We start from the raw sequence: 26,989 nt of genomic DNA, 5'->3' as shown, positions 1-26,989 counted from the left end.
GGAGATTTCCGGAATGTTACCTAAGCGCTTACGACGAAGGGATTTTTCATGACCACTGTCCCGCGCCCGCGGCCCAGCCGTGCCGTCGAGGCTCAGGAGGGCGTCAAAGAGCTCATCCTCCGGCGCGGGCTCGTGGCGGGTGATCCCCTGCCCACCGAAACCGAGCTCATGGAAGAGCTCCAGGTCAGCCGCAACTCCGTCCGGGAGGCGCTCAAAGCGCTCCAGGCCGTCGGGATCGTCGACATCCGCCACGGCTTCGGCATGTTCGTGGGCCGGATGTCGCTGGCCGGGCTGGTCGACGAGCTGGCCTTCCACAGCCGCATCACCCTCCAGGACGGCAAGAGCCACCTCACCCACCTCACCGAGATCCGCGAGATCCTGGAGGCCGGCCTGGTCCAGCGGCTCATCGACCTGGGCCCCGAGGCCGACCTGACACCGGTGGCCGACGTGATGGCCCGCATGGAGAGCGAGGCGCTGGTCGGCGACGTGTCACCGGAGACGGACCGGCTCTTCCATGACCTGCTCTACCGCCCGCTCGGCAACCCGCTGGTCAGCCAGCTGCTCGGGGCGTTCTGGGACGTCTACCACCAGCTGCGTGACCAGCTCGGCACGCCCGACGAGCCCCCGGCCGACGTGGCCAAGCGGCACCGCGACATCTACACGGCCGTGCAGGCCAGCGACAAGACCGCGGCAGTGGCGGCGGTCTTCGCCCACTTCGACGGCGTCCGCAACCGGTTGGCCCGCCTGCACACCCGCTGACGAGGTCTACTCAGGGTCTCGGGGTCTGCTCGGGGTCTACTCGGGGGATTCGAAGGCCCGCCAGTCGTCCCGCCAGTCGGCGAACCAGCGGGCGAACCACGGTGACGTCGCCGCCAGCGGCATGATGTGCTCCACCGTCTCCCGGTGGTATCGCCGCTGGAAGTCCACCGGCACCCGGTGCAGCTCCTGCACGTTGCTCACCCGATCGGCCAGCTTGACCAGCACGGCCTGCGGCGGCGCTTCCGCCAACCCCCGCAGGTAGGCCGCCTTCACCGCCGCCTTCGCCGCCGCCCTCGCCGCTGCTTCGTCCTGCCCGGCGGTCACGTCGGGCTCATCCTGCCCGGCGGTCACGTCGGGCTTATCCTGTGGGGCGGCCACGTCGGACTTATCTTGTGAGGCCGCCACGTCGGGCTTGGTCACCCACGCGACCAGCTCGGCGACGTGCTCTCCGAACCGTTCGGCGATCTCCGCGCGGGTGCACGGGGTGTCCTCGACCACGTCGTGCAGCACGATCGCCACCAGCACGTCCGGGTCACGCACCCCCGCCCCGCGCACCGCGACCTCCAACGCCTCCAGCAGATGCTCCAGGTAGGGCACGCCGGTCGGCCGCAACTGATCTCCGTGCCGCAGTTCGGCGAAGGCCACGGCCTCCTCCAGCACCGCGACCGTCTCCCCCGGCAGTGCCGCGGCCAGCGGTTGCTCGGCGTCCCGCCAGGATTTCCAGCTCGTGAAGATCTCAGTCATGCCTCGGATGCTATCCTCTGGTCAAACGCCTTGGTCGATCGCCCAGGGCGTACGTCCAAACGGAGGAATCCATGCCCGGACCCAAGGCGGCGGACCAGGGCCGCGAGGTGCGCGGGCGGCTGCTGCGCGTGGCCGCGGAACTGATCGCCGAGCGCGGCTGGTCGGCGGTGAGCACGCGGATGCTCGCCGAGCGCGCCGGGGTGACGCCCGGACTGGTGCACTACCACTTCTCCTCGGTGCACGCGCTGCTCACGGAGGCCGCCATCGGCACGATGCGGGGCCTGGTCGAGGGGATGGGCCCGCTGCTGGAGCAGGCCGGCACGGCGGAGGAAGCACTGGACCTCATGCTCGCCACGCTGGACGAGCACGACGGCCGCGACCCCATGTCGCTGCTGTTCACCGAGACGTACCTGGCGGCCACCCGCGACGAGACGCTGCGCCGGTCGCTGGCCGAGGTGATCGCCGCCTTCCGCGACCGGCTGGCCTCGCGACTGGCCGCCCAGGGCGTGGCGGCGCCGGACCAGACGGCGGCGGTGGTCGCCGCCGCCATCGACGGCCTCATGCTGCACCGGGCCTTCACTCCCGACCTGACCGCCCCGGCCGTCGCCCCCGTACTCAGACGGCTCCTCGACAGAAGGGAACTCTCATCAACTACCACCGGATGAAGCTGGGGGTTTGCTCTCGCGGTCCCGTCTGGGTGAGGGGAGGCCGGTAGCGTGTGGCTGGTTGATGGCAGCCCAGCCCGCTATGCCGCGTGTGGCGATGTTGCGGGCCGCGATGTGGTCGGCGTGCCCAGCGAGGCCACACCTGGTGCAGACGAACCGTCCCCGCGCCGGCCGATTCGCCCGGCTGATGTACCCGCAGTCCGGACATGCCTGCGAGGTGTAGTCGGGGTCGACCAGGACGAAGGCGATCCCGGTCCGGGCGGCCTTGTAGCGGGTGAAGGCGATCTGCTGGGCGAACGCCCAGCCGTGCAGGGTGCGCCGCTGGAACCGATGAGCCCTTACCCGCCCGCGGATACCCTGCAAATCCTCCAGGGCCACCCCACGGCCGGTGCGTTCGGCTTCACGCACCACGAACGTGCTGATCTGGTGGTTGAGGTCGGTCATCATCCGGTGCTCACGCCCGGCAAGGCGGCGCAGCACCCGCCGCGCCGCAGCAGTGCCCTTCTTCTGCAGGCGTCGGCGTTGGCGGTGTCGCCGCTCCCGCAGGGTGCGAACGTGGCTGTTGCCGCCGATCGGCCCGGTCAGTGCCGGGCCGGGCAGCACCACCCGGTCGGAGGTGACAGCCAGGTTCGCCACGCCTTGATCCACCCCAATGAAGCCGTGGACGGGCTCACGCACCGCTGGCTTGGGCAGAGTGAGCGCTACGTGCAGCAGCCACACCCCGCGCCGGTAGATCAGGGCGGCCTCCCCCATCGGCAGCGCCTCGATGGCTTTGAGGTCTTCCGGCCAGCCAACGTACGGCACGGTGACACGGCCGGTGGGAGTCCACAACGACACCGTCCGGGCATCCCGGTTGAAACTCATCAGCCGGGCGTCATAGGGGACGGCGCCCTGCGGCCGGAAGATGTGGGCGCGTTTCTTGCTGGCGCGCCGGTTGGCATACGCGCCCGCGACCCGGGCGATCGCCCGCACGGCCGCTTGCGCGCCGAGCCCAGACACCTGCGCCCGCACCTCGTAGTAGGCCAATCGATGCAACTCCAGCACGGCGAAAGTGTGGTGCTGGAAGGCCAGGCGGGAGACGACGGTGGCCGCCTGATTGCACAACAGCACCGCCGCCGCCAGCGCCTCAGCTTGGGCCGGTGCGGGTGTGAGTCGGAGCTGCACGATCGTGGGCAGGCCGTGGCGTTTGGTGGTGGAGCGGCGGATCGCCATCGCACACCTCCTGTCACAGCGCCATCACCCACCGTGCACATTACCGAACGTGACCGAGTCTTTCCATACTGTTTTCGAAAGGAGGGGTGGCGCTTCCTCCCGGCCCTGAAGGACCGGGTCTCCGCGTCACCATTCAGATGAAAGCTGTGATCTGCGGTGCCGGCATCGGCGGGCTGGCCCTGGCCCAGCGCCTCGACGCCATCGGCTGGGACGTGGTGGTGCTGGAGCGGTCCCCCGGCCCCCGACCCCAGGGCTACATGATCGACTTCTTCGGTCCGGGATTCGACGCCGCGGAGGCCATGGGCGTACTGCCTCGCCTCCAGGAGGTGGGCTACACGGTCACGGAGATGACGTACCGCGACGAGGAGGGCCGCCGCCGCGCCGGGCTCGGCTTCGACCAGTTCGCCAAGGTCGTAAACGGCCGCCTGATCAGCATCATGCGCCCCGACCTCGAACGATCCCTGCGCGAACACCTCTCCGAGCGCGTCGACCTCCGCTACGGCGCCGCGCTCACCGGCGTCGAGAACCACCCGGACGGCGTCCGGGTGACCGTCGGCGGCGACACTCTGGAGGCCGACCTCCTGGTGGGCGCCGACGGCATCCACTCGACGGTCCGCGGCCTGGTGTTCGGCGAGGAGCGCGACTTCCTGCGCCACCTCGGCTTCCACACGGCCGCGTGGACCTTCACGGACCCGGAGGTCCGGGCCGAGGTGGCCGGGCAGTTGACGCTGACCGACACGATGACCAGGCAACTCGGCTTCTACGCCCTGCGCGGCGACCAGGTCGCCGTCTTCGCCGTCCACCGCACGGACGACCGCACCCTGCCCGCCGACCCCCGCGAGCGAGTCCTCCAGGAGTACGCGTCACTGGGCTGGCTCGCCCCTCGCGCCCTGGCCGCCTGCCCACCCGCAGCGCAGATGTACTACGACCAGGTCGCCCAGGTGGAGCTGCCGCAGTGGAGCCGCGACCGGGTGACGCTCATCGGGGACGCCTGCCAGGCGGTGTCGGTGGTGGCCGGTCAGGGCGCCTCGCTCGCGATCGCGGGCGCCTACATCCTCGCCGACCGCCTCTCGACAGCGCCGTCGATCGAGTCCGCCCTGGCCGAGTACGAGCGGGTGCTGCGCCCGGTTGTGGCGGAAAAGCAGGAGGTGGGGCGCAAGGGTGTCCGCTGGTTCGTGCCGGAGGCGCGCTGGCAGCTGCTGGCCCGCAGAGCCGCCCTCCACCTGGCCCGGCTGCCGCTTCTCGATCGCTATGTGACGGCAGCGGTGGCGGGGAAACAGAGCGCCATCATCTCCTAGACATCGGCGGCCCCGTCGACATCGTGCTCGACGGCGCCGGGAAGACCCTGCTCTCCGGACTGATCGACGCGCACGCGCACGTCTTCGAGGGCGACCTCGCCGAGGCGCTGCGGTTCGGCGTCACCACCGAGCTCGACCTGAACAACCTGCCGCCCCCGCTGGCCGCACAGCGCCGGCAGGCCGCCGAGCGCGATGACGTCGCCGACCTGCGCAGCTCCAGCGTCATCGCCACCGCGCCCGGCGGGCACCCGACCCAGATCATGACTCCCGACGTACTTAAAGGCCCTGGGCACGGACGCCACGATCGCCGACTCCGGCCAGGCCAAGGCGTTCGTGGAGGCCCGGCTGGCGGAGGGCGCCGACTACCTGAAGATCGCGGTCGACGACTCCTGCGGGACGAGCGGGGCGCGTCCCGGATGCCGGAGCGGTCGAAGGCCACCTTGAACCGGGAGTTCAGCGACATTCCCCTGCATTCCACAGGCGCGACCAACGCCTCGCACGCGGCCCTGGCCCTCTTCCGGGCCGGTGTCCCCCCTGCCGGCAGGCACCGACTGCACGCCCTTCGGCCCTCCGCACGGCGCCGGCCTGCACCACGAACTGCTGACGCTCACCAGGGCCGGGCTGACGGCCGAGCAGGCGCTCGCCGCCGCCACCAGCGTCCCGGCCCGCTGCTTCGGACTCGCCGACCGCGGCCGGATCGCCCCGGGCCTCCGCGCCGACCTGCTGCTCGTCGACGGCGACCCGACCCAGGACATCACCGCCACACGCGCCATCGCCGACGTGTGGCGCCGCGGCGTACGACAGTCCCAAACTCCGGCCTGACCGCCCGGCCACTTCGCGCGGTCGGGGATCAGGAGCTCTAGGCCGTCGAAGAGGGTCGTCGTTTCGCTTCCACCGGACACGAGCGCTACCCCCCTTCCAGAGGTGATCGATCGCAAGGTCAGGACGGTGGACGATACAGGGCGCAGAGGACTGGGCCAGCCTGGTTTCCATGACGCTGACAAGCGGGCGGCTCAGTCGATTCAGGCAACTGCTCGTAGGACGCGGTAGTGCCACCGTGCAAGGACGCGGACGACCGTCTCCGCACCGATCGGGTTGGCGCTGTGGACGAAGATCGCTCCGATATGGAAGGGCTGCCCGTTGAAGGCCGCCTCCTCCAAGAGCGTCACGACAGGCATGATGCTGTCGTCGCCGCCCAGGTCGTGGTCGAGCCAGAGTTCGTCGATGAAGCCGTCGCGGTGTTCCTGGAGCAGTTCGCTGGTGCGGGCGACCCGCGAAGCCCGGGGCAGCGGCCGCAGATCATCGATGCCGAGGATGAGCGGTTCCGAAATCAGAAGCCTTCGGTGGTCACCATGGGACCGCTGTTGAGGTAGTTGATCAATGCGGTCCGGGTGGTCGACACGAATGCCTCTGGCACTTCGTCAACCGGATGCCACACGACGTCGCCGTGTTTGTCTGGTTCGGCGTTGAAGGGGTCGCCGCTCCAAGCGCTGGCAACGAAGACGACGGTGACGAAGCCGTTCGGTGCCTCGACGCCCCAGGAGCAGTGAATCAGACCGGCAACGCGGAGGTCGGCGGGGTCCACGACCAGACCGGTTTCCTCCTTGAGTTCGCGGACTGCGGTCTGGGTGATCACTTCGCCCTTACCCGTCTTGCCGACGGGGAGGTCCCAATGGTCGGGAGCGAACTTCGCTTGGCGTCCTCGCCGGATGAGCAATACCCGTTCCTGCTCCTGATCGTGGACGATGACGGCGGCGACCAGGAGGGTGTGCGCTTCGAGTGCGGGTGGCAGGGCGGTGCCGGGCGTGGGCATGGATGCGATCCTTTCATGCGGCGGTGGCCGCCTGCCGGATGCGCTGTTCCAGCAGGGCTGCTCCGGGGACGCCTCGGTGTTTGTAGACGGCGAGGGTCGGGCGGATTCCCGCTAGAGCGGTCCTGCTGCGGCCCGACGTCATCCCTTCTGCGAGGTCAAGCGCCTGGCTCCAGGCTCCGATCGCTTCGTCTGCTCGTGCTTGAGCGACGAGGCAGTCGCCGAGGTCCATGTGGGTGAGCAGGTGAACGCGCGGGTAGGAGATGGGGTCCCACGAGGTGAAGGCCGCCCGGTGGCGGGCCTCGGTGCCGAGGTGATCGCCGATCTCGGTCAGGGTTCTCGCGGTGTGGGAGTCGACGGCTCCCAAGGCTGGTCCCATGAGCAGCGAGTAAGAGGGCTGGGGATCTGTCTGACGGGTCAGGGCATCCTCAGCCGCGAGAAGTGCACGTGCGGCGCGGGCCTTCTCCCCGAGTGCCGCGCTCGACCTCGCGTGGGTGATGTGCAGGAGCGCCTCGGTCGCGCCGTCGCAGCGGCCTTCGGCTCGCTTCAGAGCGGCTTCGATGAGATCTCGGCTGTGGTGGCATTCCTTCAAGCTGAGCGCCTGGTGGGCGATCGCTCGCATCATCCAGGCGGCGTGGGCGACGGGGTCGGCCTCGACCGCCAGTTGGAAGCCGGTGAGGTAATACCGCTGTGCAGCGCCCTCGTGACCGAGGTCGTGGTGCTTCCATCCGAGCAGCCAGGCAAGTTCGGCTGCGGCGCTGAACGCGTCACGTCGTGTTGCTTCGTCGGCGAAGCGTCCCGACAGCGTGGGGGCGACGGTGTCGGAAAGGTAGGACGCGACAGTGGAAAGCCCGTGTCCTCCGCCGAGCCGTTCGTCGGCCGCGCCGAACGCCTTGGTGATCTGCCGGACGACAGCAACCTCAGCCGCACCGACTCGGGCCAGTCCGGTGCGCGCCCGGAGGAGCCTGCTCACCGCCTCGGCGTCGTAGTCGAGAGGCATCCTCAATTGGGCGGCGGTGTAGACGGCCGTGGCGAGGTAGCCCCCGTTCTCGACGTCGGTTCTGCCAAGAAGGGTCGCGGTCTCGATGGGCTCTGGACCCTCAAGCGCTGCCGGTTCATCGGTGAGGAAGCCAAGTTGCTGTCGGGTCACCGGACGCCCGGCGCGGCGCGAGAGTGCTTCGACGAGGTAGCCGATGGTGCGTTCACCCGGCTCGATGCCCGCCACCCAGTGCGCGATGGCCGACTTGTTGGTGCGCAGCGCTTCGCCGTTCTCCGCAGCGACACGCACGACGGCGCGAGCGACTCCTTCATAGCCCAGACCGGAAGCCGAGATCATCTCCCGCAGCCGGTCATTCGGGAAGCGCTGGCCAGGGGGCCTCGCCATCGGAACTCCCTATGGATAAACCGATTAAACGCCCTGCGACTCCTTCGACCATAGCGGCCCTGCCCATAGAACGGCCACTGTTAGCAGCAGTTCAAATACGGAGCGTGAGAACGCGTCCGCGGAAGGAGAAGATCGATGACCGCTCTGACCGGCCTCGACGTCGTCACGGGTGTAGAGCGAAAGCACCCGAGGGACCGCGTCCCCGAGATCAACGTCGAGTTGCCCGAGGCGTTCGACCCGCGCTGGAACCGCATCCCCGGCATCACCGTGGACGGCCACCGCATCACCCTCGACCCCGAGGAGTACTTCTTCAAGTTCACCAACCACACCTGGCTCGTCATCCCCTGGCCGCGGGTACAGCGCGACATACTCGACATCCGCGAGACCCCCGACACCTCGCTGGAGCAGATAGCGCTGGACTACATCCGCGCCAACGCCACCCCCACCAGCGACGCCTCGACCGTCCTGCAGATCGGGTACGAGGTGTACCGGTACGTCTTCCGCGCCGCACACCTCGCTGACCTCGGCATGCCCGAGATCACTGAGGAACACCTGACGATGCTCCGCCAGACGGGCACGTTCATGGCGCTCAACAAGGTCGAGCTGACCGGCGAGATCTCCAACATCGGCCCGGCCTGGTTCTTCAACTCCACCACCCGCGCGGTGTTCGACCTGACCGACGCCGAAGGCGACATGCTGGATGAGGTCTACCACGGCGGCTGGTTCAACGAGGCCCGTCGCCTGGAGCTGGTCCGCGCCCACACCGCCCTGGGCGGACGCCTCGTGCACGGCTGCCAGTCCGTCCCGAACCAGACCGGCGGCGCGGTCGTCCCATACGGCGCTCCGCTGGAGAAGTTCCGGACCGAGCTCGCAACCATGAAGAACAGCTGGATCGCGGCCGTCGAAGCCTGCCGCGTCCCCACCGCTCGATAAGGAAGGCCCAGGACCTTGGACACCATCGAGGTAGACGTTCTGCTAGCCCGGCTGCTGGACGCCCTTGGGCAGGGGCCGGCCGAACGCGAGGAGATCCGCGTCTGGGCACGCTCCGGCGTGGAACGCCTCCATATGGCCGACGGCACCTCGGTGGTGTTCAAGTACGCCGAAAGCCCCTTCGCCGCTGAGCACCACGCCCTGGACGTCGCCGAGCAAGGGGGTCTGCCTGTCCCGGCACGCCTCGCAGTCGACCAAACGCCCGAGCTGTTGGGAATGCTGCTGACCGACCTCGGCCCGGCGACGCGCGCGGTGACCGAAGCCGAAGGCGCGGCACTGGCCGTCCGCGTCCACGAAGTCACCGACACCAAGGACCTGCCGTTCGTGGATGAACAGAGCCTGGCGGCGATGCCCGAGAAGATTCACGCACGCCTCAACCAGCACAACCGCGCCCGCCATGACCTCGGCGCCCTGATCGGGACGGCGGATGCTTTGGCGAAGGTGGCCGACGATCGCGCGGCTGGAGCCGAACTCGCACCGTACGGGCTCTGCCACTCCGAATGGCACCCGACCTCCGTCTACCCCACCGGCACCGAGACGTACCTGCTCGACTTCGCTCGAGCCTTCCGCGGGCCCGGCTTGCTCGACTTGGCCTCCTGGCACGGCACCATCGACGCTCCCGACCCAGCCAAGCTCGGCGAGCTCATCACCTCCTACATCGCGGCCGGCGGCTCCGAGGCGGCGGCGGTCAGCCGAGGCGGCTTGATCGCGGCCCGCTGGGCACTGGGTTGGCACCGTGTCTGGGTCGCCGACTGGTTCACCCACCAACTCGTCATCGGGTGGGCCGAAGGAGCCGAAGACGCATGGATCTCCGCCATCTCCCGCCATCTCACCGAAGCCGCACTCCTCCTCCGCGCCTGACCGTCCGCGGCCGGTTCGAATGGACCCGCGCCAACGGGGTCGGACCCCCTCCGGACGTCTTCGGCGATCTGGCGGGGAAGCGGGTCATCGAACTCGGCTGCGGCAGCGGGCATAACCTCGCCCACCTCGCCGCCTACCACCACGCCGAAGCGGTCGGCGTCGACCACGACCGCCACAAGATCGAGCGCGCCCGTTCCTTCTACGGAGAGCATCCCGGACTCGCCTTCGTCCGTGCCGACGCCACCAGCCACCTCCGCTCCCTCCCGCCTGCCTCCGTCGACCTCTGCCTCTCGATCTTCGGCGCGTTCTCCTTCCTCGAACCCACCGAGCCCGGCCCGCTCCTGACCGCGACCGCCCGCGTCCTTCGACCCGGCGGACGGTTCGCCCTCACCCTGCGCGCCACCGACACCACGGACCTGGTCCTCATCTACACCAGGAGCTGACCATGCACCTGCTATGCGACATCGACGGCGTCCACATCCCCTTCCCCAGCCCCAACGGCCAGACCCCCACCGGCTTCCACACCCACCACGTCGCCCCCACCGGCTACGAAGACCCGGTCAAGATCTGGCTCAACCCCGCCACCGGCAGCCTCGTCCTCGACCTAGCGACCAGATACGGCCTGACCCCCTTGTGGTGCACCAGCTGGCGCGCCGACGCCGCGCCCCTTATCGGCACTCGCCTCGGCCTGCCGATCTGGGACCACATCGACCTTCCCCGCCTACCCCTCACCACCAGCCACCCCGACGGCTACCTCTGGAAACGCGACACCATCACCGAGCTCTTCACCGATCAGCCGCTCATCTGGATTGACGACGACTTCACGCCCGCCGATCACAGCTGGGCTCGCGACCGTACCGAAGCCAGAGTCCTTACGATCCTGATCCAGCCGGACCCCTACATCGGGCTGACTATCGCGGACCTTGAAAAGAGTGGTCTCAGCAAGACCGGATAACGACGCCCACGCTCACGCAATCGGAGATATGGATATGTCCGCCATGGGGAACCCGCGCCTGACGGCTCGGCTGACACGAAGCCACTGACATGGTCGCCTTTCCTCCGGTTGAGCCGCCCCGGATGAGATGCCGCTCCTTGAAACCGCTCGCCGACCTCGATCGTGGATGGACACGGGGCGCAGGCGGGACGGGCTTGACCTCTGGCGGCATGGTGGTCGTCAATCCAGGGACCGGCCGCGACAACGTGATCACGCCCAGCCGGGCGGCACAGCCGCCCGGCTGGGCGAACCCAGGCCCGCAAGGGCCGTAAGCATGGGAGGAGATCCCGATGACCGCGCCCCTCACTCTGCCGTCCGCCCGGTCGTCCGCGATGACGGGCAGACGCATGATCCCCCAGCCGCCGCCCGGCGGCCGAGACCCCGACAAGGAAGGCAACATGCACAACACGACCACGAGCGCCTCGGCGAAGGAATGGCGGGCGTCGGCTCCGCCCGGGGTGTTCCGCTACACCTTTCCGGGTGTGCCCGAGCAGGTCCGCAATGCACGCAAGCTGGTGGAGGAGTTGTTCACTGGTACCGGCCGCGAGGATGACGCGGGCCTGGTGATCGATGAGCTCGCGAACAACTCGGTGCTCTACACGCGTTCGGGTCAGCCGGGCGGTTGGTTCGGTGTGGAGCTGGCCTTCGGCACCCTGGCGCGGGTCGGGGTCGCTGACCTCGGCGGGGCCGGGTGGCTGATCGGAGCATCCTCCCCCTGCTCGCACCAGCCGACTCTGGACGACGACCTCAGCGATCTCGAAGGCCCGGCCGGGCTGGAGGACCTGGCCGGGGTCGCGCTCGGGGGGCGCGGGCTGGCGATCGTCGCCGAGCTCGCGGTCGCTATCGGTGCGTGCGGGAGTGACGCGCTCGGCCATCTCGTGTGGGCTGACCTCGCCCTCCCCGAACCCGCGAAGGAGGCGTCCGGGGAGACGATGCGGCTGCTGGCGTCTTAGGGGAGGTCCAGCCTGGGCTTAACAGGCTGGCCCTCCTTGAGGGCAAGGATAGGCGCAGGACGCCTTCGAGGCCCTGTCCGACCCGTCCGAAGTACGGGCGAGTCGGGCAGGGCCTCGTGGTCTTCCCGGGCCTAGGAACGGGGGACGTGTTCGGGTCGGCGGGCGGCTGTGATGGCGGAGGCCTGACAGGGCTTTGGACAGCCGGTTGCCGGTCACTCTCGCCCCGGTCCCATCGGGTGGCACGGCGGCCGTGTGGGGCGGTTGGGGGCTGCCGGGTTGGTGTGGTCGGGGCGGTTGGTCATGGTGATGCGGGGCGGATTTGTGTGGCTGGTCATCGACTTGCAGGGGTTCCAGGGTGTTTGCCGTGAAGGTGCTCGTGTTGTTGTCGAACCGTTGCGTTCGGAGGAGTCCAAGTTGGTGTTCTCGACGGTTCTTACATGAGGCGTGACGAACGTCTCGCACGCGGCCCTGGCCCTCTTCCGGGCCGGTGTCCCCCCTGCCGGCAGGCACCGACTGCACGCCCTTCGGCCCTCCGCACGGCGCCTGCCTGCACCACGAACTGCTGACGCTCACCAGGGCCGGGCTGACGGCCGAGCAGGCGCTCGCCGCCGCCACCAGCGTCCCGGCCCGCTGCTTCGGACTCGCCGACCGCGGCCGGATCGCCCCGGGCCTCCGCGCCGACCTGCTGCTCGTCGACGGCGACCCGACCCAGGACATCACCGCCACACGCGCCATCGCCGACGTGTGGCGCCGCGGCGTACGACAGTCCCAAACCCCGGGCTGACCGCCGGGCCGCCCGCCGCAGCCGCCGACCTGCTGCGCCGGGACAGCGTCCACCACCTGCCCGTAGGCCAGAACTTTGGCGGGGGAAATCACCGGGTCGACCAGAAGCAGGCGGCTTACCGCCGTCGGGTCGACTCCACGAAAAGTGATCAACCGCTGGCAGAGCTTGGCCGTTGGCGGATCCGAGCGCGACTGTGGGACGGTGTGGGCGTGTCCGACGAACTTCCCCGCACCGCGCTTCCTCAGACCGTGGCCGAGGCGATCGCCGCCGAGCAGGCGGGCCAGGTTCTGCGCTATCTCTTCTTCTGGGGCCATCGCCCGGCCCGCGACGGCGGCGTCGGCCCCGGCTGCCTGTCTCAGTGGTGGCCGGTCACGTTCAGCGAGGACGGCCACCTCTTCGCCTCCGCCGAGCACTACATGATGGCTTACAAGGCGTGGCTGTTCGACGACCACCAGAGCGCCGCCGAGATCCTCGCCGCGGCTCATCCCGGTGAGGCCAAGAAGCTCGGCCGGGGCGTGCGCGATTTCGAGGAGGACGTCTGGAACGCCCACCGCTTCGACATCGTGGTCCGCGGCAACCTCGCCAAGTTCGCCCAGCACCCCGAACTGGCCGACTTCCTGCTCGGCACCCGGAACCGGGTCCTGGTCGAGGCCAGCCCCCACGACCGGATCTGGGGCATCGGCCTGACCGCCGACGACGAGCGCGCCGCCTCCCCGGCGACCTGGCAAGGTCTGAACCTTCTCGGCTTCGGCCTGATGTCCGTACGGGGCGCGCTCGCCGCCGCCGCGGCCTGATGTTCGTACGGGACGCGCTCGCCGCTGCTTCGTAGGCGCGGGTCAGCTCATGTGCTTGACCGGCCCTGGGCGAGCGCGGCCAGGAAACCGCCGACGAACGCGTCGCCGAGCCCGATGGTCGTGGGTGCGGCGACGTCAAGGTCGAAGCCGGGCAGGCAGCGAACGACCTCGCCCATTCGGTCTTCCAGAGCCGCGGCGAACTCCACCGACTCCCTTCGCCTTGGCCGGTTCCGCATGAGTTCGTACTGGTGCTCCGTGTACCCATCGCCGTGGGAGTAGCGGGTGCTGGCGATCACGATGCCCTCGTTCAGCGGCTCCGCGTACTCGCCGGCTCTCTCGCCGAATGCCGCCGACCAATATTTCGTATGGACGACCAGGGTCGGCACGGGGATGAGAGCGCGCAGCGATTCGAGGGCGCGGGCCACCTCCGTCACGGAGAGCAGGTCGACGGCGTAGCCCAGGTGCAGCTGCAGCTCGTCTTCGTTCAGTCCGTAGACGTCGATGACTTCCAGAAGCGCGTCGCGGACCAATTGGCTGTGGCCCGGCTCGTGGAAGCCGGCGTCCTCGTAGTAGACGGCCGCCTCGGCAGGAAGCTGTCGCATGTGGTTTCTCAGCGTGGTCAGACGCCGGTCGAGTGTCTGCTGGTCCCTGATCGCGTTGAATCCCGAGATCAGAAAAACGCGTGCGTCGCGGAGCAACGAGCCCAGCTCATCACTCAGCAGCATGGACTCGTTCGCCGGGTCGTTGACGTAGATCAATCTGTTCGGGAACGGCGCCCGGATGTCGATGTCGCCTGCTCGAACCCGCAGGTCCTGGTCGTACTGCACGATCAGGTGCGGATAGAGGGTGTCCCGGTCGCCGCTGCAGATGTAGTCGCAGCTTGCCGGCAGCAGGCGGCGGACGATGTCGTTGAGGCTGACCAGGTGCAGGGTGGAGGGTACGCCGAGCCGGCTCATCTCCAGCGCCGCTCGGACGGAGGTGCCGCCCAGAGTCGTCCGTTTGGGGAACCGTCCCGCGAACGCGCTCAGGCATTCGGAGGAGGCGACGAAGTGCTCGCCTCCTCCGCCCTTTTTGAGGTAGGTGAGGATGGAGATGACCAGCTCGCGTTCGTCGGTCACGGTGACCGATGACGTCAGCTCGGCATTGTGGATCTCATACTCGCCGACCAGCTGCTCCAAGACCGCCGAGGACAGCTTGAGCTCGTAGTCGACGCATCCCCCCAGGCCCAGGACCACATGGCTGGCCATGTCAGTAGAGAGATGCCTTGCCGGTCGCTTCGAAGAGGTCGATCTTCTGCGCGGCCACGACCTTCATCGCCTCGATGCACGGCGGCTGGATGGAGTTCGGCTCACGCAGGCTCTCATCGGCCAGGACTTCGCGCATCTTCATGTGGTACGCGAGCTTGATGTCACTGGAGATATTGATCTTGTTGATCCCGAGCTTGACCGATTCCGCGATCTCGTTGTCGGGGTTGCCCGAGCCGCCGTGCAGCACGAGGGGGATCCTGACCCGGTCCTTGATCTCCTTCAGCAGGTCGAGCTTGAGCTCCGGCTTCAGGGTCTTCGGGTAGATGCCGTGATAAGTGCCGATGGCCACGGCGAGGCTGTCCACCCCGGTCTCCCGCACGAAGGTCACGGCGTCCGCCGGGTCGGTGTAGATGATCGCGTCGCTGCCGTCTTCGGCCTCGTTGTCGGTCTTGCCGATCGTCCCCAGCTCCGCCTCGACCGACAGGCCGACCGCGTGCGCGGTCTCGGTGACCTTCTTGGACAGCGCGATGTTGTCCTCGAAGGACTTCATCGAGGCATCGATCATCACCGAGGTGAAGCCGATCCGGATCGCGGTCAGCATCTCCTCGTAGGTCGCGCCGTGGTCCCAGTGAATCGCGATCGGCACCGAGGAGCGATGGGCTCGCTGGGCGATCGCGGCGATCGCGTCCACTCCGAGGTGCCGCACCTCGTCGGGGTGGATCCCGACGATGAGCGGCGCGTTCTTCTCTTCGCTGATGTCCACGATGCCGTTGAACATGGCGTAGTCGCTGATGTTGAAGGCGGGCACCGCGAAGTTGTTTTCGTGCGCGGCGGCCAGGAGCACCTTGCCGGTCGTCAGCATTACTGTATTTCTCCTTCTGAATAATTGATTATGCCGCAGGACGGGCATGATGCGTCAGGTCTTGACGGCACCCGAGGTGAGGCCGCCGATGAATCGCCGCTGGAAGATGAGGAACAACAGGAGCACCGGAATGGATCCCAGAATGCTCATGGCCATCATCTGGTTCCACTCGTAGGAGTGCTGTCCCATCAACAACTGGATGCCGATGGGGACGGTTCGCATGTCGTCAGTACGAGTGAGAGTCAGCGCGAACAGGTATTCGTTCCACGAGATCATGAAGGTGTAGACGCCCACGGCGACCAGCCCGGGAACCGAAATGGGCACCAGGATCCGCCAGAGAGCCGTCCAGCTCGACGCCCCGTCCACCTTGACGGATTCATCCAATTCCCGGGGCAGGGTATTGAAATAAGCGGTCATCATGATGATCGCATAGGGCAAGGTGAAGACCATGTGCGTGAGAATCAACCCCGCATACGTATTATACAGGCCGAGTCCCACCACGAGACCAAAGTAGGGAATGACGAGTGTGATCGGCGGCACCGCCTGAACACTGACGATCACGACGTTGATGGATCGCTTCAACGGGAAGTTGTAGCGGCTGAATCCATATGCCGCGAGTATCGCCACGAACAATGTCAGCACCGTCACCGACAGCGCGACGATGTAACTGTTGATGAAAAACCGCAACTGGGCCGCATCGCCCAGGATCTTCACGTAGGCGTCGAACGAGAAGTTGTCGGTGATCAGCCGTGGCGGAACCTGGAAGACCTCCCCATTGGTCTTGAACGACGTCGACAGCATCCACAGGACCGGCAGGCCGGCGAAGAGCGCGCCGACGATCAAGCCTGCGAGCACGGCGATCTTCGCGTAGAGGCGCCGCCTTTGACGGGTGAGCACGGGTGATCACCTCTCCTTTTGCAGGCGAACGTAGAAGACGGCCAGAATCATCGTGAGCAGCAGGACTATGACGGCGGCGGCGGACGCGGTGGCGAACTCGTAACTGCTGAAGGCCTGCTTGTAGGTGTAGGTGCTGAGCATCTCGGTGACATTCAGCGGGCCGCCACCGGTGGTCATCCAGATGAGGGCGAACTGCTGAGAGGTCCAGATGAGATCGAGCACGGCCATGCTGAGGAGCACCGGCTTCAACTGGGGAAGCGTCACATTGCGGAACTTGCGGTAAGTAGTCGCGCCGTCCACGGAGGCCGCCTCGTACAGAACGGGCGAGATTCCCTGCAACCCGGCCAGGATGCTGATCATGAAGAAGGGGAAGCCGGCCCAGATGTTGATGAAGGTCAACGCCCAGAGCGCCATGTTCGGGTCGGAGAGCCAGCTCACTTCCGCGCGCAGTACGCCGATCGTGGTCAGGAGGTAGTTGACCACCCCGGACGGGTCCAGCATGAGCCGCCAGATGACCGCGATCACGGCGACCGTGAACAGCCAGGGCAGGATGTAGACGATGCGGAAGATGGCTTTCGTCACTCCGCCCAGCAACGGCGTGTTGAGCATCGTCGCGAAGGCCAGCCCGAGACCGAGGTGCGCGACCGTGCTCAGAGTGATGAAGATGAACGTGTTCTTCAGCGCGGCCAAAAAGTTGGGATCGGTGAGCACCGTGGTGTAGTTGGCGAGACCGGCGAAGACCGGATTCTGCTCGACGATCACGTTGTCCTTGAACGAATAGCTGACCACCATCGCGATGGGGATGATCATCAGCACAAAGATCAATATCAGCGTCGGCGAGAGATAGCCGTACGGGACAACACGCTGTACGGGGAAAGGCCGCGTACTTCTTCGTCGGCCCACAGGGGATTTCGATGCCGATGGTGCGGCTCCCGGGGAGGCCGCGGGATCGAGTTTCGCGGTGTCCATCGATGTCTCCTTGGTTCGGGGCCGCGCCGCACGGTCGGCGCGGCCCACGAAGTGCGGAAGGTCAGAGCACCGGTGCCCAGGCCTGTTGCGCCTTGTTGAGGGTGTCGTCGATGCTCTGCTTGCCGGTGAGCAGGAGCTGCAGTTGCTCGTCGAAGCTGCGCATGAGGTCTTCCGCCTTCGGCAAGCCCACGAACTCGTTGGCGGGATAGCCCGCCTTGTAGATGTCGAAGGCCGTCTTGAACAGCGAGTCACTCTTGCTGAAGTCCGGCTCGGCCGTCTTGTTGCCGGGGAAGCCCTTCGCCAACGTGCTCAGCTCCGCGTTCGCCTTCTTGTCCATCAAGAACTGGACCAGCTTGAACGCCTCGGCCTTGTGCTCCGAGGAGTCGGCGACGCCGATGCCCCAGGACGCGTACGGGATGCCGCGCTTGCCGGTGTAACCGTCCTGGGCCGGGATCGGCACCACCGTGAAGTTCAGCTTGGGATTGTTCTTCTTGATCAGTGTGATGTGAGCCAAGGAATCGATCATCATGCCGACCTGGCCGGTGGCGAACTTCTCCACCTTGTCCTGCTCTTTCATGGTGAGCGATCCGGGAGCGATGACGCCCGCGTCGTTCAGGCTCTTGACGTACTCAACGGTACTCTTGACGCCCTGACCGGTCAGGTCGGGCTTGCCGTCCTTGGTGAGCATGCTGCCGCCTGATGCCCACAGCCACGACATCACGTCATTCTGAATGCCGTTGGGAACGGCGGTGTCGAGCGGCAGGGCCCAGCCCTTGACGTTGCCGCCGAGCGCGCTGATCTTCTTGGCCGCGTCGAGGAACTCCGTACGTGTGCTCGGCGGCTTCTTGACCCCCGCCTTCTCGAGCAGATCGTTGTTGACGAACAGGGGGTAGACGAAGTTCACCACCGGGATCATGTAGGTCTTGCCCTTGACCTGGATCTGGCTCGCCAGCTGGCTCGAGTCGTACTTCGCACTCGCCATGAGCTCGGACAGGTCGGCAATGGCCCCCTGCTTGGCGAAGTCGCTCACCCATGCGCCGTCGAGGCCCACGACATCAGGCAACGTCCTCGACGCCGCTCCGGACACCAACTGCTGCTTGGTGGACGCGTACGGACCGCTCAGCAGCTTGACCTTGATGTTCGGGTTCTGGGCCGTGAATTCCGTCATGAGCTTGTCGAACGATCCCGCCGGTAGCTCCGGCGCCCACCACTGCGCGAACTCCAGCGTGACGGGGCCGCCGCCGCTCGATCCCGCGCTGGTTCCCGAATTGGAACCACACCCCACGGCCGTGGCGCTGAGCACCGCCACCGCCATGATCCCGAGTAGTCGCCGTGTCCGGCCCTGCAACCGGGTGCTGCCTCCGGTCATCGCGACCTCCTTGCTGTACAGGTGTTACCGCTCTTTGCCGGTTTCCGCCACATTAACAACGCGTGACGTCGCCTCACAAGACCTAGCAACAGCAAAGTTCCGCTAGGAACCGCACAGTTCGGCAAAGAAATGGGAAGAGACGCACAGTCGTTGGCGGATCGCCGCGCCGAGGCCCGTGCGGTAAGCGGAATCTCGCCCGAGAGAAGCAGCATTATGCGGTAGTCTGCTGTTCTAGGACCTGTATAACCCCTCTGTTGCGTTGATCCATAACGCAACTACCGCAGAGATGGGAGGGTCAGTGACCCTTGACGAAGAGGATCGGCAGCGTCGTCTACCCGCAGGACGTAAGGCCCAACTGGCGGCATACGTCGCAGAGACCGGGCAGGTCACAGTCAGCGCGCTCGCGGAGCGCTTCGGCGTCTCCATCGACACGATCCGGCGGGACCTGGACCAGCTGAGCGCCGACGGCGTCCTGGTCCGCACTTATGGCGGAGCGGTCAGTCAGTCGACCCTCTCCCGGGTCGACCGGGCCGTGGACGTGCGGCTCAAGATGGAAGAACGCGAGAAGGAGAAGATCGCGGCACTCGCCGGGTCGCTGGTGGAAGACGGGTCCATCGTCATGATCAATGGCGGTACGACCACTCTCGCCGTGGCCCGGAACCTGCGTAACCACCGAGACCTGACAGTGGTGACGAACAGTCTGCTCGTGCCCCCGGCGCTGCCGTCCTCGGCGATCCGCGACGTGTACGTCGTCGGCGGCGCGGTCCGCCCGCTCACACTGGCCACCATCGGCCCCGTCAGCTTCCGGGCGTCCGGCGGAAGCGAGCTGGACATCAGCTGCGATCTGGCGTTGATCGGGGTCGGCGCCGTTTCAGCGGCCGCCGGCTACACCACGAGCAACCTCGCCGAGGCGGCGATGATGCGAGAGATGATCTCTCGGGCGGCGCGCGTGGCGATACTGGCGGACTCCTCCAAGTTCGGTCGCCGGCTCTTCGCCCAGGTAGCCGAGCTCGGGGGCGCCGACTACCTCGTCACGGACTCCACCCCGCCGCCTGATCTTCTGGAAGCGCTGAAGGAGAACGAGGTGGAGCTGATCACCCCGGAAACCCTCGAAGGCGCCCCTGAAGCCAATCCCCAGTAGTTCGCCTTCCCCATGACGGGAGAGCGGCCAGACTCGCTCAGCGGGACCCCGCGTCGAGGAGGGACTCGTTGACCATGTCGCGGAAGTCCGCGACGGTCGCCACGGTGGCCAGCCGGTCCTCCGGGATGGTCACACCGAACTCGAGCTCGACCTTGGTCGTCGCCGCGATCAACACCAGCGAGTCGAAGCCGAGATCACCCAGCGTGGTTCCCGGGTCGTCAGCGGCGAGGTCCACACCGCCGTCCTCCCCCGCCGCCTCGCACAGGATCCGGAGGACAGTCGATACGTCGATGCGGTCCATGGCGCTCCTCGTCTCTGGGTGGGGTCTGACCTGGTCGGCCAGCGTCTGAGTGGGGTTTGGTCTGGTCAGTCGTCGTCTGAGTGGGGTCTGGTCTGGTCAGTCGTCTGAGTGGGTCTGGTCACTCGTCCGATGTGGTCAGCACCAGGGCGGAGTGGAAACCCCCCGTGCCGCGGGCGAGGACCAGCGCGCTGCGCCCTGACCATTGCCGGGGCTCCGTGGTCACCAGGTCGATCTCGTAGACCGGGTCCGGCGCGGTGACGCGTCCGGCAGGGGGCAGCACGCCATCGCGGAAGGCCAGCAGCGCCGCCACGACATCGACCGGGCCACCGCCGGAGAACAGCCGGCCGGTGCCGGCCTTCGGCGCCACGACGGGTACGGCGTGCGGCCCGAAGAGTTCGGCGATGGCCGTCGCCTCGGCCAGGTCCAGCGCGCGGGTGCCGCCGGCGTCGGCGAACACCGCGTCGATGTCTTGAGGCGTGCGCCGCGCGTCGGCCAGGGCCAGTTGGGCGGCGCGGCGCAGGCCCGAGCCCGTGGCGCCCGGGCGGGCGTCGAACGCCGCGCCGTACCCGCTGACGCGCCCGTACCGCACCGGCTGCCGGCGCTGGGGCGCCGCGTCGGGTTCGACCACAAGGATCGCCCCGCCCTCGCCGGGCACGTAACCACACGCGTCGGCGCTGAAGGGAAGGTAGGCCCGGTCCGGCCGCGGCTCCCGGCTGATGTCCCGGTTGCCGAGATGGGAGGCATGGCCGTACGGAGAGCGCGAGCTCTCCATACCACCGGTGATCACCACGGCCGCGCCGGAGCGCACCTGGCGCAGCGCGTTCCCGATCGCGTCGAGCCCGCCCGCCTGCTCGCCGACGAAGACGCCGGCCGGGCCACGCGTCGCGTTCCGGATGGAGATCTGGCCCGCGTTGACCGCGTAGAACCAGGCGAAGGACATGTAGGTGCTGACGTGCTTGGGGCCCTGCCGCCACAGCGACTGGAGCTGCCGCTGGCCGTACTCGAAGCCGCCGAACGCGGCCGCGGTGCTGATCGACGCGCCGGCCAGCTCGTCGGGTGTGAGGCCCGCTTCGGCCACCGCCCAGTCGGTCGCGGCCAGGGCGAACTGGGTCATTCGGTCGGTCTGCGCGATCAGGCGACCCGGCAGGTGAGCCGCGGCGTCGAACCCGTCCACCTCGCCGCCGAGCGGCGCCGGCCATCCGGTGGCGTCGAACCGGCCGATCCGGCGGATGCCCAGGTGCCCGGCACGGGTGGCGGCCCAGTACGCGTCGGTGCCGAGCCCGGTGGGCGCGATCACGCCCACGCCGGTGATCAAGGCTCCGGTCACGGCCGCCCCCGCAGCACCATCGCGCTCTGGAACCCGCCGAAGCCGCTGCCCACCGTCATCACGGTGCGCAGCGGGGCCTCTCGCGCGGTCAAGGGGACGTAGTCGAGATCCAGCTCGGGGTCGGGCTCGGTGAGGTTGGCGGTCGGCGGGATCGTGCCGTGCTCGATGGCCAGCGCGCTGGCGGCGATCTCGATGGTGCCGATCGCGCCGAGCGAGTGGCCGATCATCGACTTGACCGAGCTGATCGGCACCGAGTACGCGTGCTGACCCAGCGCGCGCTTGATCGCCGCGGTCTCGTGCCGGTCGTTCTGCTGGGTCGCGGTGCCGTGCGCGTTGAGGTAGTCGACCGCGTTCGGCGCGACGCCCGCCGTGGTCAGCGCGGCGTCCATCGCACCGGCGAGCTCGGCGCCGTCGGTACGCAGTCCGGTCATGTGGTACGCGTTGCACATCGCTCCATAACCGGCGATCTCGGCGTAGATGTGCGCCCCGCGTCGCCGGGCCGCCCCGTACTCCTCCAGAACGAGTACGGCGGCGCCCTCGGCCAGCACGAAGCCGCTGCGATGGCGATCGAAGGGACGCATCGCGTTGACCGGATCGTCGTTGCGGGGCGAGGTGGCCTTGATCGCGTCGAAGCAGGCGACGGTGATCGGCGAGATCGGCGCGTCGGTCCCGCCGGCCAGCATGATGTCGGCGCTGCCCTCGCGGATCAACCGCCAGGCGTGCCCCACGGAGTCGATGCCGGAGGTGCACCCGGCGGAGACGACGGTCGCCGGGCCCAGGGTGCCGAAGCGGGTGGCCACCTCCGCCGCGAACGAACTCGGGACGAAATAGTCGTACTGGTGCGGCACGACATAGCCGGGATCGACCTCCCATCGCCGGGCCTGGTCGCTGAGCACCACGTACTCGCTCTCCAGGCGCATGGTGCAGCCGACGGCCGTGCCGATGCTCACTCCGGCGCGCTCGGCCGAACCGTCGATGTCGACGCCGCTGTCGGCCACCGCCTCGTCACCGGCCACCAGGAGCAGCTGCGCCGCGCGATCGAGTCGCCTGATCTCCCGCGCGGTCAACCCCTCCCGCGCCGGATCGAAGTCGCACTCGGCGGCGATCCTGGAGCGAAAGGCCCCGGCGTCGAAGAAACTGATCGGGCGAAATGCCGGGCGCCCGTCGACGAGCCGTTGCCAGAAGGCCTTACGGCCGGGGGTACCAGGAGCCACAACGCCCATCCCGGTGATCACCACCCGGCGGTCTCGCGTACCCATCAATGCTTCTCCCCTGAAACGGTTCTCCCCTGCCACGGTTGCGGTGCCTCGATGGACTCTGTCGCCGCGTCGTCGAGCGGATATCGGGCCGGAGAAGAACTTTCAGCCCCTACGGCGCCTTTATCGCCCTTCGACACCACGCTGCGACGGTGATCTCCGACCGACAGAGCGGAGAGCCAGATGCCGAACAACCGGACCATTGTCGACCTGAGCTTCTCGATCAGCCACGACATGCTCACCCACCCCTGGATGCCCAAGCCGCGCATCAGCGAGTTCATCAGCCGGGAGCAGTCCGCGGGGTTCCTCGCGCCCGGCGTCACGTTCGCCCTGACCACGGTGGAACTCTGCGGCAACACGGCCACGTACATCGACGCGCCGAGCCAGTTCCACGTCGACGCCGCCGACGTGGCGGGCCTGAGCCTGGAGCGCATGGTGGACGTCCCGATCACGGTGGTCCGGGTGTCCCCTGAGAAACTGCCGGATGGGCGGTCGATCGGACCTGAGGTGTTCGAGGGGCTCGAGCTGGCCGGCCGGGCCGTCCTGGTGAACACCGGTCATGACCGGCACTGGGGCACCGGCGGGTTCTTCAAGGACTCGCCGTTCCTGACGCAGGAGGCGGTGAAGGCGTTGCTCGACGCCAACCCCGGCATCGTCGGGATCGACAGCCAGAACATCGACAGCGGCACCGACAACAGCAAACCCGCGCAGAACCTCCTGCTCGGCGCGGACATCTATCTGCTGGAAAGCCTGACCCGGCTGGACCGGCTGCCGGACACCGGCGCCCGGCTGACCGTGCTGCCCGCGCCGATCGCGGGAGTCGGGAGCTACCCGGTCCGCGCCATCGCGGTCATCGACCGGTGATCGTGCAGCCCTCTCCGGCGCCGGTCACACCGTCCGGCGCCGACAGCGTCATCGACGTCAGGGACCTGCGGATGCGGTACGGCGACACCGAGGTGCTGGCCGGAATCACCTTCGCGGTACGGCGAGGAGAGGTGGTCGCCCTGCTCGGACCGAACGGCGTCGGCAAGAGCACGACCATCGAGATCCTCGAGGGGTTCCGGTTGCGCTCCGCCGGTCAGGTGTCGGTGCTGGGCGCGGATCCCGTGCACGGCGACCGGCGCTGGCGCGCCGAGATCGGGGTGGTCCTCCAGTCGTGGGCCGATCACGGCAAGTGGCGGGTACGCGAGCTGATCTCCCACCTGGGCACCTACTACGTCCCGTACGCGCGGGAGTCGATGCCCAGGCCGTGGGACTGTGACGCGCTGCTTGAGCTCGTCGGGCTCACCGACCTGGCCGGGCAGAACCTGCGCCGGCTGACGCAGGGGCAACGCCGACGCCTCGATGTCGCCATCGGGTTGGTCGGCCGGCCGCAGCTGTTGTTCCTCGACGAGCCGACGGTGGGGTTCGATCCCCGGTCCCGGCACGACTTCCACACGATGATCAAGCAGCTGGTGGAGACGGAGCAGATCACCGTCGTACTCGCCACCCACGATCTCGCCGAGGCCGAGCGGCTCTCGCACCGGATACTGCTGCTGGCCGGCGGCCAGATCATCGCGGACGGATCGCCCGAGGAACTCTCCGGCCGCGCGAGCGAGACCTCCGAGGTGCGCTGGACCAGGAACGGCCGGCGCTTCAACGCCTCCACACCGGCGCCGGCCCACTTCGTTCACCGGCTCTACGCCGAACACGGCGCGGACATCGATGATCTGGAGGTGCACCGGGCCACCCTTGAGCAGAGCTACCTGACGTTGGTGCGGGACTGGGAATCCGGCACGTCGCCCGTGAGGTCGCGATGAGGGCCGCATACGTCCCGCTGCGCGCGGGGGTACGACACGGCCTGATCGAGCTGCGGCAGCTGTTCCTGGACAGCCACCATGTCGTGGTCACGCTCATCTCCACCGGGATCTTCTTCACCGCCATGCTGTTCACCCGGGGGTTCGCGGTGCCGGGCACGCAGTTCTCGCTGGGAGTGACGATGCTGCCCGGCGTCCTCGGGGCGAACATCGGTCTCAACGGCATCGCGACGATGGCCGGGACCCTGGCCGTCGAGCGGGAGGACGGGACGTTGCTGCGCGCCAGGACCGTGCCGGGCGGCATGGTGGGCTACCTGGTCAGTAAGGTCGTCGGGCTGTCCTGCTCCATCGTCATCACGGCGGCGCTGACTCTCGGTGCCGGACTCGCGGTGTTCCCCGAACTGGTCATCCACGGCGCGCGCACCTGGCTGACGCTGGCCGTCGTGTCGCTTCTCGGCCTGGCGGCGGCGTTGCCGGTGGGGATGGCCGTGGGTCCGCTGCTGCCCAATTCGCACAGCTTCGGGCTGGTCATGTTCCCGCTGTGCGCGCTGGCGGCGGTCTCCGGCGTCTTCTACCCGATCACCCGGCTGCCTGAGGCGCTGCAGTGGATCGGCGAGGCGTTCCCGATGTACTGGCTGGGTCTCGGCGCCCGCTCGGCGTTGCTGCCCGACGCCATGGCCGCCGTGGAGATCGGTGGAGCGTGGCGGCTTCCGGCCGGCGTCGCCGTACTCGTCGCGTGGGCGGTGGCCGGTGCGCTGATCGCGCCCATCATGCTGCGCCGGATGATGCGTCAGGAGTCCGGCTCGAAGCTGCACGCGCGCCTGGAGAAGGCCATGCAGCGGCGCGTAGGCTGATCCGGGAAGGGCGCTGATCCGGAAACGGCGGAGCGGGATCCGCTCCGCCGTTCCCATCAGGTCCGCTCCGCCGTTCCCATCAGGTCCGCTCGACCGTCCGGTCCGGCCACAGCCGGGCAGGGAGCGTGTCGATGAGCTCGCGGTTCAGCCGCCTGCCGCGAGCCGAGACGTAGCCGTCCGGTCGTACCAGGATCCAGCCGCCGTCGGCCAGCCCCAGGCTGGCGCGCAGCGCGCCGTCACGGTCCGGCAGGTCGAAACCGGCCGATCGCACGGACAGCCACGCGTCGTGACGGGTTTTCGCGGCTTCGAGCGGCTCGGGAAGGTCACCGGCGACGAGCAGCGTCCAGCGCGGGTCCTGGAGCTCCGCGATCAGCGCCTGCTCGGCGGCCGACTCCGGTGGGCCGGCGACGCGACGGGTGAGACGCTGGCCGGGCCTTGGGAGCGGCTCGGCGCCGTTGAGCGTCAGCGGGCTGTCGGAGTACTCCAGGTTCAGGCCGGACACCGCGCCGAGCATCTTGCCCTGCATCCGCCTGCGCAGCGCGGGGATGTTGGAGACCGCGGCGAAGACCACGGGCAGCAGCCGGTCCGCGACGGGGTTGCTCAGTTGCACCAGCCGGGTGGCCTTCTCGGTGGAGGTCAGCAGCTCCGCGCCGACGGGAACGCGCTCGACGCCGTAGGTGTCCAGCAGCGCCTGCCCGGCGTGGCCCCTGATGACCATGGCCAGCTTCCAGCCGAGGTTGTACGCCTCCTGGATCCCGGTGTTCATGCCCTGGCCGGACGCCGGGCTGTGCACGTGAGCCGCGTCGCCGGCGACGAAACACCGGCCACGGCGCATCGTCCGCACCATGCGCTGCTGCGCGGTGAAGACCGACACCCAGCCGGGCGGACGCACCACCACCGGCCGCCCGAGCCCGATCCGCAGCTTGTGGGTCAGCCGCTCGGCGAGCCGTACCGGGTCGCCGTCGTAGTCGACGTCCACCGTGTCCAGCAGCCGCCATCGGCCGGGCTCGATGAACGGCACGGCCATCATGGTGACGCGTTCGGCGCGGATCCAGTAGATGCTGTTCGGCGGGAGGTCGGTCTCGACCTGCGCGTCGGCCAGCAGCCAGGTCTGCCTCGACGTGCCGACGAGCGTGAGGTCGAGCTCCGAGCGCACGGTGCTGTGTCCTCCGTCGCAGCCGATCAACCAGGGCACCCCGTATTTCTGGTGGGAGTCGTCCTGGCGCAGCTGGACCGTCACTTCCTCCTCGTCCTGCTGGAGTGACTCCAGCCGCACTCCCCACTCCGGCACGACCCCAAGCTCGCGCAGGGCGTCGCGGAGGATCTCCTCGGTGACGATCTGGTCGATGGCCATGGTGAACGGGAATCGAGTCGGCATGTCCGTGTAGTCGGCGGCCAGCCGCGCCAGCCGGCGCCCGTCCCTGTACAGCGCGAACCCGGTGATCCGCCGCCCCCTGCGGAGCACGGCGTCGATCACCCCAAGTTGCTCGTAGATCTCCAGCGTCCTGGGATGGGTCGCGATCGCCCTGCTGGTGGTGGCGGGACCGGGCGCGGCGTCGATGATCCGCACCCCGATGCCGCGCCGGGTCAGGTCGAGTGCCGCGGTCAGGCCGACCGGCCCGGCGCCCGCGATCAGCACCTCTATTGGGGAATCCATCTGCTGGCACACCCTTCTGCCGTCACGTTGTCTGATCCCTACGCGGTCTGATCCCTACGCGGTCT

The 26,989-nt window shown here is 68.1% G+C and carries 30 protein-coding genes; 15 read left to right on the top strand and 15 right to left on the bottom strand.

Going from position 1 to position 26,989, the window contains the following annotated elements:
• Positions 1 to 48 precede the first annotated feature (48 nt).
• Positions 49 to 759 (top strand): FCD domain-containing protein, encoded by a 711-nt coding sequence (locus AB0J16_RS17160; protein WP_358539910.1) that lies wholly within the window; start codon positions 49 to 51, stop codon positions 757 to 759.
• 36 nt (positions 760 to 795) lie between these two features.
• Here the strand turns inward: AB0J16_RS17160 and AB0J16_RS17155 are convergent, their stop codons facing one another.
• On the bottom strand, positions 796 to 1,503 hold the full coding sequence (locus AB0J16_RS17155; protein WP_358539907.1) for an HD domain-containing protein: 708 nt from the start codon (positions 1,501 to 1,503) through the stop codon (positions 796 to 798).
• Between the two features lie 71 nt (positions 1,504 to 1,574).
• Here AB0J16_RS17155 and AB0J16_RS17150 point away from each other — a divergent pair, with 71 nt between their 5' ends.
• On the top strand, positions 1,575 to 2,168 hold the full coding sequence (locus AB0J16_RS17150; RefSeq protein ID WP_358539904.1) for a TetR family transcriptional regulator: 594 nt from the start codon (positions 1,575 to 1,577) through the stop codon (positions 2,166 to 2,168).
• Here the strand turns inward: AB0J16_RS17150 and AB0J16_RS17145 are convergent.
• Positions 2,151 to 3,380, bottom strand: coding sequence for a transposase (locus tag AB0J16_RS17145; protein WP_358539901.1), 1,230 nt, complete (start codon positions 3,378 to 3,380; stop codon positions 2,151 to 2,153). The genes AB0J16_RS17150 and AB0J16_RS17145 overlap by 18 nt on opposite strands.
• Before the next feature lie 137 nt (positions 3,381 to 3,517).
• Between AB0J16_RS17145 and AB0J16_RS17140 the strand changes: the two genes are divergently transcribed.
• Positions 3,518 to 4,678, top strand: a complete 1,161-nt coding sequence (locus AB0J16_RS17140) for an FAD-dependent monooxygenase (RefSeq protein WP_358539898.1) — start codon at positions 3,518 to 3,520, stop codon at positions 4,676 to 4,678.
• Here the strand turns inward: AB0J16_RS17140 and AB0J16_RS17135 are convergent.
• The gene (locus AB0J16_RS17135; protein WP_358539895.1) at positions 4,675 to 4,971 is read right to left on the bottom strand and encodes a hypothetical protein; all 297 of its coding nucleotides are present in this window, start codon (positions 4,969 to 4,971) and stop codon (positions 4,675 to 4,677) included. The two genes, AB0J16_RS17140 and AB0J16_RS17135, sit on opposite strands and share 4 nt — an antisense overlap.
• 232 nt (positions 4,972 to 5,203) lie before the next feature.
• Between AB0J16_RS17135 and AB0J16_RS17130 the strand changes: the two genes are divergently transcribed.
• Positions 5,204 to 5,500 carry an amidohydrolase family protein gene (locus AB0J16_RS17130; protein WP_358539892.1) on the top strand — a complete coding sequence of 99 codons (297 nt, stop codon included), beginning with the start codon at positions 5,204 to 5,206 and terminating at the stop codon, positions 5,498 to 5,500.
• Between the two features lie 200 nt (positions 5,501 to 5,700).
• On the opposite strand, the gene AB0J16_RS17125 is transcribed toward AB0J16_RS17130, so the two are convergent.
• The 3 genes from AB0J16_RS17125 to AB0J16_RS17115 all read right to left on the bottom strand — a co-directional run bounded on the left by AB0J16_RS17125 (position 5,701) and on the right by AB0J16_RS17115 (position 7,872).
• Positions 5,701 to 5,931, bottom strand: a complete 231-nt coding sequence (locus AB0J16_RS17125) for a cyclic-phosphate processing receiver domain-containing protein (protein ID WP_358540342.1) — start codon at positions 5,929 to 5,931, stop codon at positions 5,701 to 5,703.
• A 77-nt stretch (positions 5,932 to 6,008) separates the two neighbouring features.
• Entirely contained in the window at positions 6,009 to 6,491 is a 483-nt protein-coding gene (locus AB0J16_RS17120) for an NUDIX domain-containing protein (RefSeq protein WP_358539889.1), read from the bottom strand.
• 13 nt (positions 6,492 to 6,504) lie between these two features.
• The gene (locus tag AB0J16_RS17115) at positions 6,505 to 7,872 is read right to left on the bottom strand and encodes a tetratricopeptide repeat protein (protein ID WP_358539886.1); all 1,368 of its coding nucleotides are present in this window, start codon (positions 7,870 to 7,872) and stop codon (positions 6,505 to 6,507) included.
• Positions 7,873 to 8,007: 135 nt separating this feature from the next.
• On the opposite strand from AB0J16_RS17115, the gene AB0J16_RS17110 reads away from it, so the two are divergent.
• The 7 genes from AB0J16_RS17110 (at position 8,008) to AB0J16_RS17080 (ending at position 13,248) form a co-directional block, all read left to right on the top strand.
• Positions 8,008 to 8,805: a hypothetical protein gene (locus AB0J16_RS17110; RefSeq protein WP_358539883.1), complete on the top strand. Its 798-nt coding sequence runs from the start codon at positions 8,008 to 8,010 to the stop codon at positions 8,803 to 8,805.
• A 15-nt stretch (positions 8,806 to 8,820) separates the two neighbouring features.
• Complete coding sequence (locus AB0J16_RS17105) at positions 8,821 to 9,723, top strand: hypothetical protein (RefSeq protein ID WP_358539880.1); 903 nt, start codon at positions 8,821 to 8,823, stop codon at positions 9,721 to 9,723.
• A complete protein-coding gene (locus AB0J16_RS17100; protein WP_358539875.1) occupies positions 9,666 to 10,166 on the top strand; it encodes a class I SAM-dependent methyltransferase in 501 nt (166 codons plus the stop codon). Before AB0J16_RS17105 ends, AB0J16_RS17100 begins: the two co-directional genes overlap by 58 nt.
• Positions 10,167 to 10,168: 2 nt before the next feature.
• The gene (locus AB0J16_RS17095) at positions 10,169 to 10,678 is read left to right on the top strand and encodes a hypothetical protein (RefSeq protein ID WP_358539873.1); all 510 of its coding nucleotides are present in this window, start codon (positions 10,169 to 10,171) and stop codon (positions 10,676 to 10,678) included.
• 329 nt (positions 10,679 to 11,007) lie between these two features.
• A complete protein-coding gene (locus tag AB0J16_RS17090; protein WP_358539871.1) occupies positions 11,008 to 11,670 on the top strand; it encodes a hypothetical protein in 663 nt (220 codons plus the stop codon).
• A gap of 487 nt (positions 11,671 to 12,157) precedes the next feature.
• Entirely contained in the window at positions 12,158 to 12,454 is a 297-nt protein-coding gene (locus AB0J16_RS17085; RefSeq protein ID WP_358539867.1) for an amidohydrolase family protein, read from the top strand.
• A gap of 209 nt (positions 12,455 to 12,663) precedes the next feature.
• Positions 12,664 to 13,248, top strand: coding sequence for an NADAR family protein (locus AB0J16_RS17080; RefSeq protein ID WP_358539865.1), 585 nt, complete (start codon positions 12,664 to 12,666; stop codon positions 13,246 to 13,248).
• 47 nt (positions 13,249 to 13,295) lie between these two features.
• Here AB0J16_RS17080 and AB0J16_RS17075 read toward each other — a convergent pair whose 3' ends face one another.
• Genes AB0J16_RS17075 through AB0J16_RS17055 form a run of 5 tightly spaced genes read right to left on the bottom strand, consistent with a single transcriptional unit; the run spans position 13,296 to position 18,592 of the window.
• Positions 13,296 to 14,495 (bottom strand): ADP-dependent glucokinase/phosphofructokinase, encoded by a 1,200-nt coding sequence (locus AB0J16_RS17075; protein WP_358539863.1) that lies wholly within the window; start codon positions 14,493 to 14,495, stop codon positions 13,296 to 13,298.
• Between the two features lies 1 nt (position 14,496).
• Positions 14,497 to 15,357: a ketose-bisphosphate aldolase gene (locus AB0J16_RS17070; protein WP_358539860.1), complete on the bottom strand. Its 861-nt coding sequence runs from the start codon at positions 15,355 to 15,357 to the stop codon at positions 14,497 to 14,499.
• A 54-nt stretch (positions 15,358 to 15,411) separates the two neighbouring features.
• The gene (locus tag AB0J16_RS17065; RefSeq protein WP_358539857.1) at positions 15,412 to 16,254 is read right to left on the bottom strand and encodes a carbohydrate ABC transporter permease; all 843 of its coding nucleotides are present in this window, start codon (positions 16,252 to 16,254) and stop codon (positions 15,412 to 15,414) included.
• 6 nt (positions 16,255 to 16,260) lie between these two features.
• Entirely contained in the window at positions 16,261 to 17,271 is a 1,011-nt protein-coding gene (locus AB0J16_RS17060; RefSeq protein ID WP_358539854.1) for a sugar ABC transporter permease, read from the bottom strand.
• A 13-nt stretch (positions 17,272 to 17,284) separates the two neighbouring features.
• On the bottom strand, positions 17,285 to 18,592 hold the full coding sequence (locus tag AB0J16_RS17055; RefSeq protein ID WP_358539850.1) for a sugar ABC transporter substrate-binding protein: 1,308 nt from the start codon (positions 18,590 to 18,592) through the stop codon (positions 17,285 to 17,287).
• 298 nt (positions 18,593 to 18,890) lie between these two features.
• On the opposite strand from AB0J16_RS17055, the gene AB0J16_RS17050 reads away from it, so the two are divergent.
• Positions 18,891 to 19,733, top strand: a complete 843-nt coding sequence (locus AB0J16_RS17050; RefSeq protein ID WP_358539847.1) for a DeoR/GlpR family DNA-binding transcription regulator — start codon at positions 18,891 to 18,893, stop codon at positions 19,731 to 19,733.
• A 37-nt stretch (positions 19,734 to 19,770) separates the two neighbouring features.
• Here the strand turns inward: AB0J16_RS17050 and AB0J16_RS17045 are convergent, their stop codons facing one another.
• The 3 genes from AB0J16_RS17045 to AB0J16_RS17035 all read right to left on the bottom strand — a co-directional run bounded on the left by AB0J16_RS17045 (position 19,771) and on the right by AB0J16_RS17035 (position 22,620).
• Positions 19,771 to 20,034, bottom strand: coding sequence for an acyl carrier protein (locus AB0J16_RS17045; protein ID WP_358539844.1), 264 nt, complete (start codon positions 20,032 to 20,034; stop codon positions 19,771 to 19,773).
• A gap of 118 nt (positions 20,035 to 20,152) precedes the next feature.
• Positions 20,153 to 21,361, bottom strand: a complete 1,209-nt coding sequence (locus AB0J16_RS17040) for a beta-ketoacyl synthase N-terminal-like domain-containing protein (RefSeq protein ID WP_358539841.1) — start codon at positions 21,359 to 21,361, stop codon at positions 20,153 to 20,155.
• Positions 21,358 to 22,620 (bottom strand): beta-ketoacyl-[acyl-carrier-protein] synthase family protein, encoded by a 1,263-nt coding sequence (locus tag AB0J16_RS17035; protein ID WP_358539839.1) that lies wholly within the window; start codon positions 22,618 to 22,620, stop codon positions 21,358 to 21,360. The genes AB0J16_RS17040 and AB0J16_RS17035 overlap by 4 nt, the downstream gene beginning before the upstream one ends.
• 180 nt (positions 22,621 to 22,800) lie before the next feature.
• On the opposite strand from AB0J16_RS17035, the gene AB0J16_RS17030 reads away from it, so the two are divergent.
• From AB0J16_RS17030 to AB0J16_RS17020, 3 genes are read left to right on the top strand one after another with little or no spacing between them, the layout of a single operon-like run.
• The gene (locus AB0J16_RS17030) at positions 22,801 to 23,481 is read left to right on the top strand and encodes a cyclase family protein (protein ID WP_358539837.1); all 681 of its coding nucleotides are present in this window, start codon (positions 22,801 to 22,803) and stop codon (positions 23,479 to 23,481) included.
• Positions 23,478 to 24,416, top strand: a complete 939-nt coding sequence (locus AB0J16_RS17025) for an ABC transporter ATP-binding protein (protein ID WP_358539835.1) — start codon at positions 23,478 to 23,480, stop codon at positions 24,414 to 24,416. Before AB0J16_RS17030 ends, AB0J16_RS17025 begins: the two co-directional genes overlap by 4 nt.
• Complete coding sequence (locus AB0J16_RS17020; RefSeq protein ID WP_358539831.1) at positions 24,413 to 25,267, top strand: ABC transporter permease; 855 nt, start codon at positions 24,413 to 24,415, stop codon at positions 25,265 to 25,267. Before AB0J16_RS17025 ends, AB0J16_RS17020 begins: the two co-directional genes overlap by 4 nt.
• A 79-nt stretch (positions 25,268 to 25,346) precedes the next feature.
• Here AB0J16_RS17020 and AB0J16_RS17015 read toward each other — a convergent pair whose 3' ends face one another.
• Positions 25,347 to 26,924 carry an FAD-dependent monooxygenase gene (locus tag AB0J16_RS17015; RefSeq protein ID WP_358539829.1) on the bottom strand — a complete coding sequence of 526 codons (1,578 nt, stop codon included), beginning with the start codon at positions 26,922 to 26,924 and terminating at the stop codon, positions 25,347 to 25,349.
• Positions 26,925 to 26,989: the final 65 nt, after the last annotated feature.

It is taken from the genome of Nonomuraea sp. NPDC049750 (genome assembly GCF_040659625.1).
Lineage (GTDB): Bacteria > Actinomycetota > Actinomycetes > Streptosporangiales > Streptosporangiaceae > Nonomuraea.
This window is presented reverse-complemented; position numbering and strand designations above follow the sequence as displayed.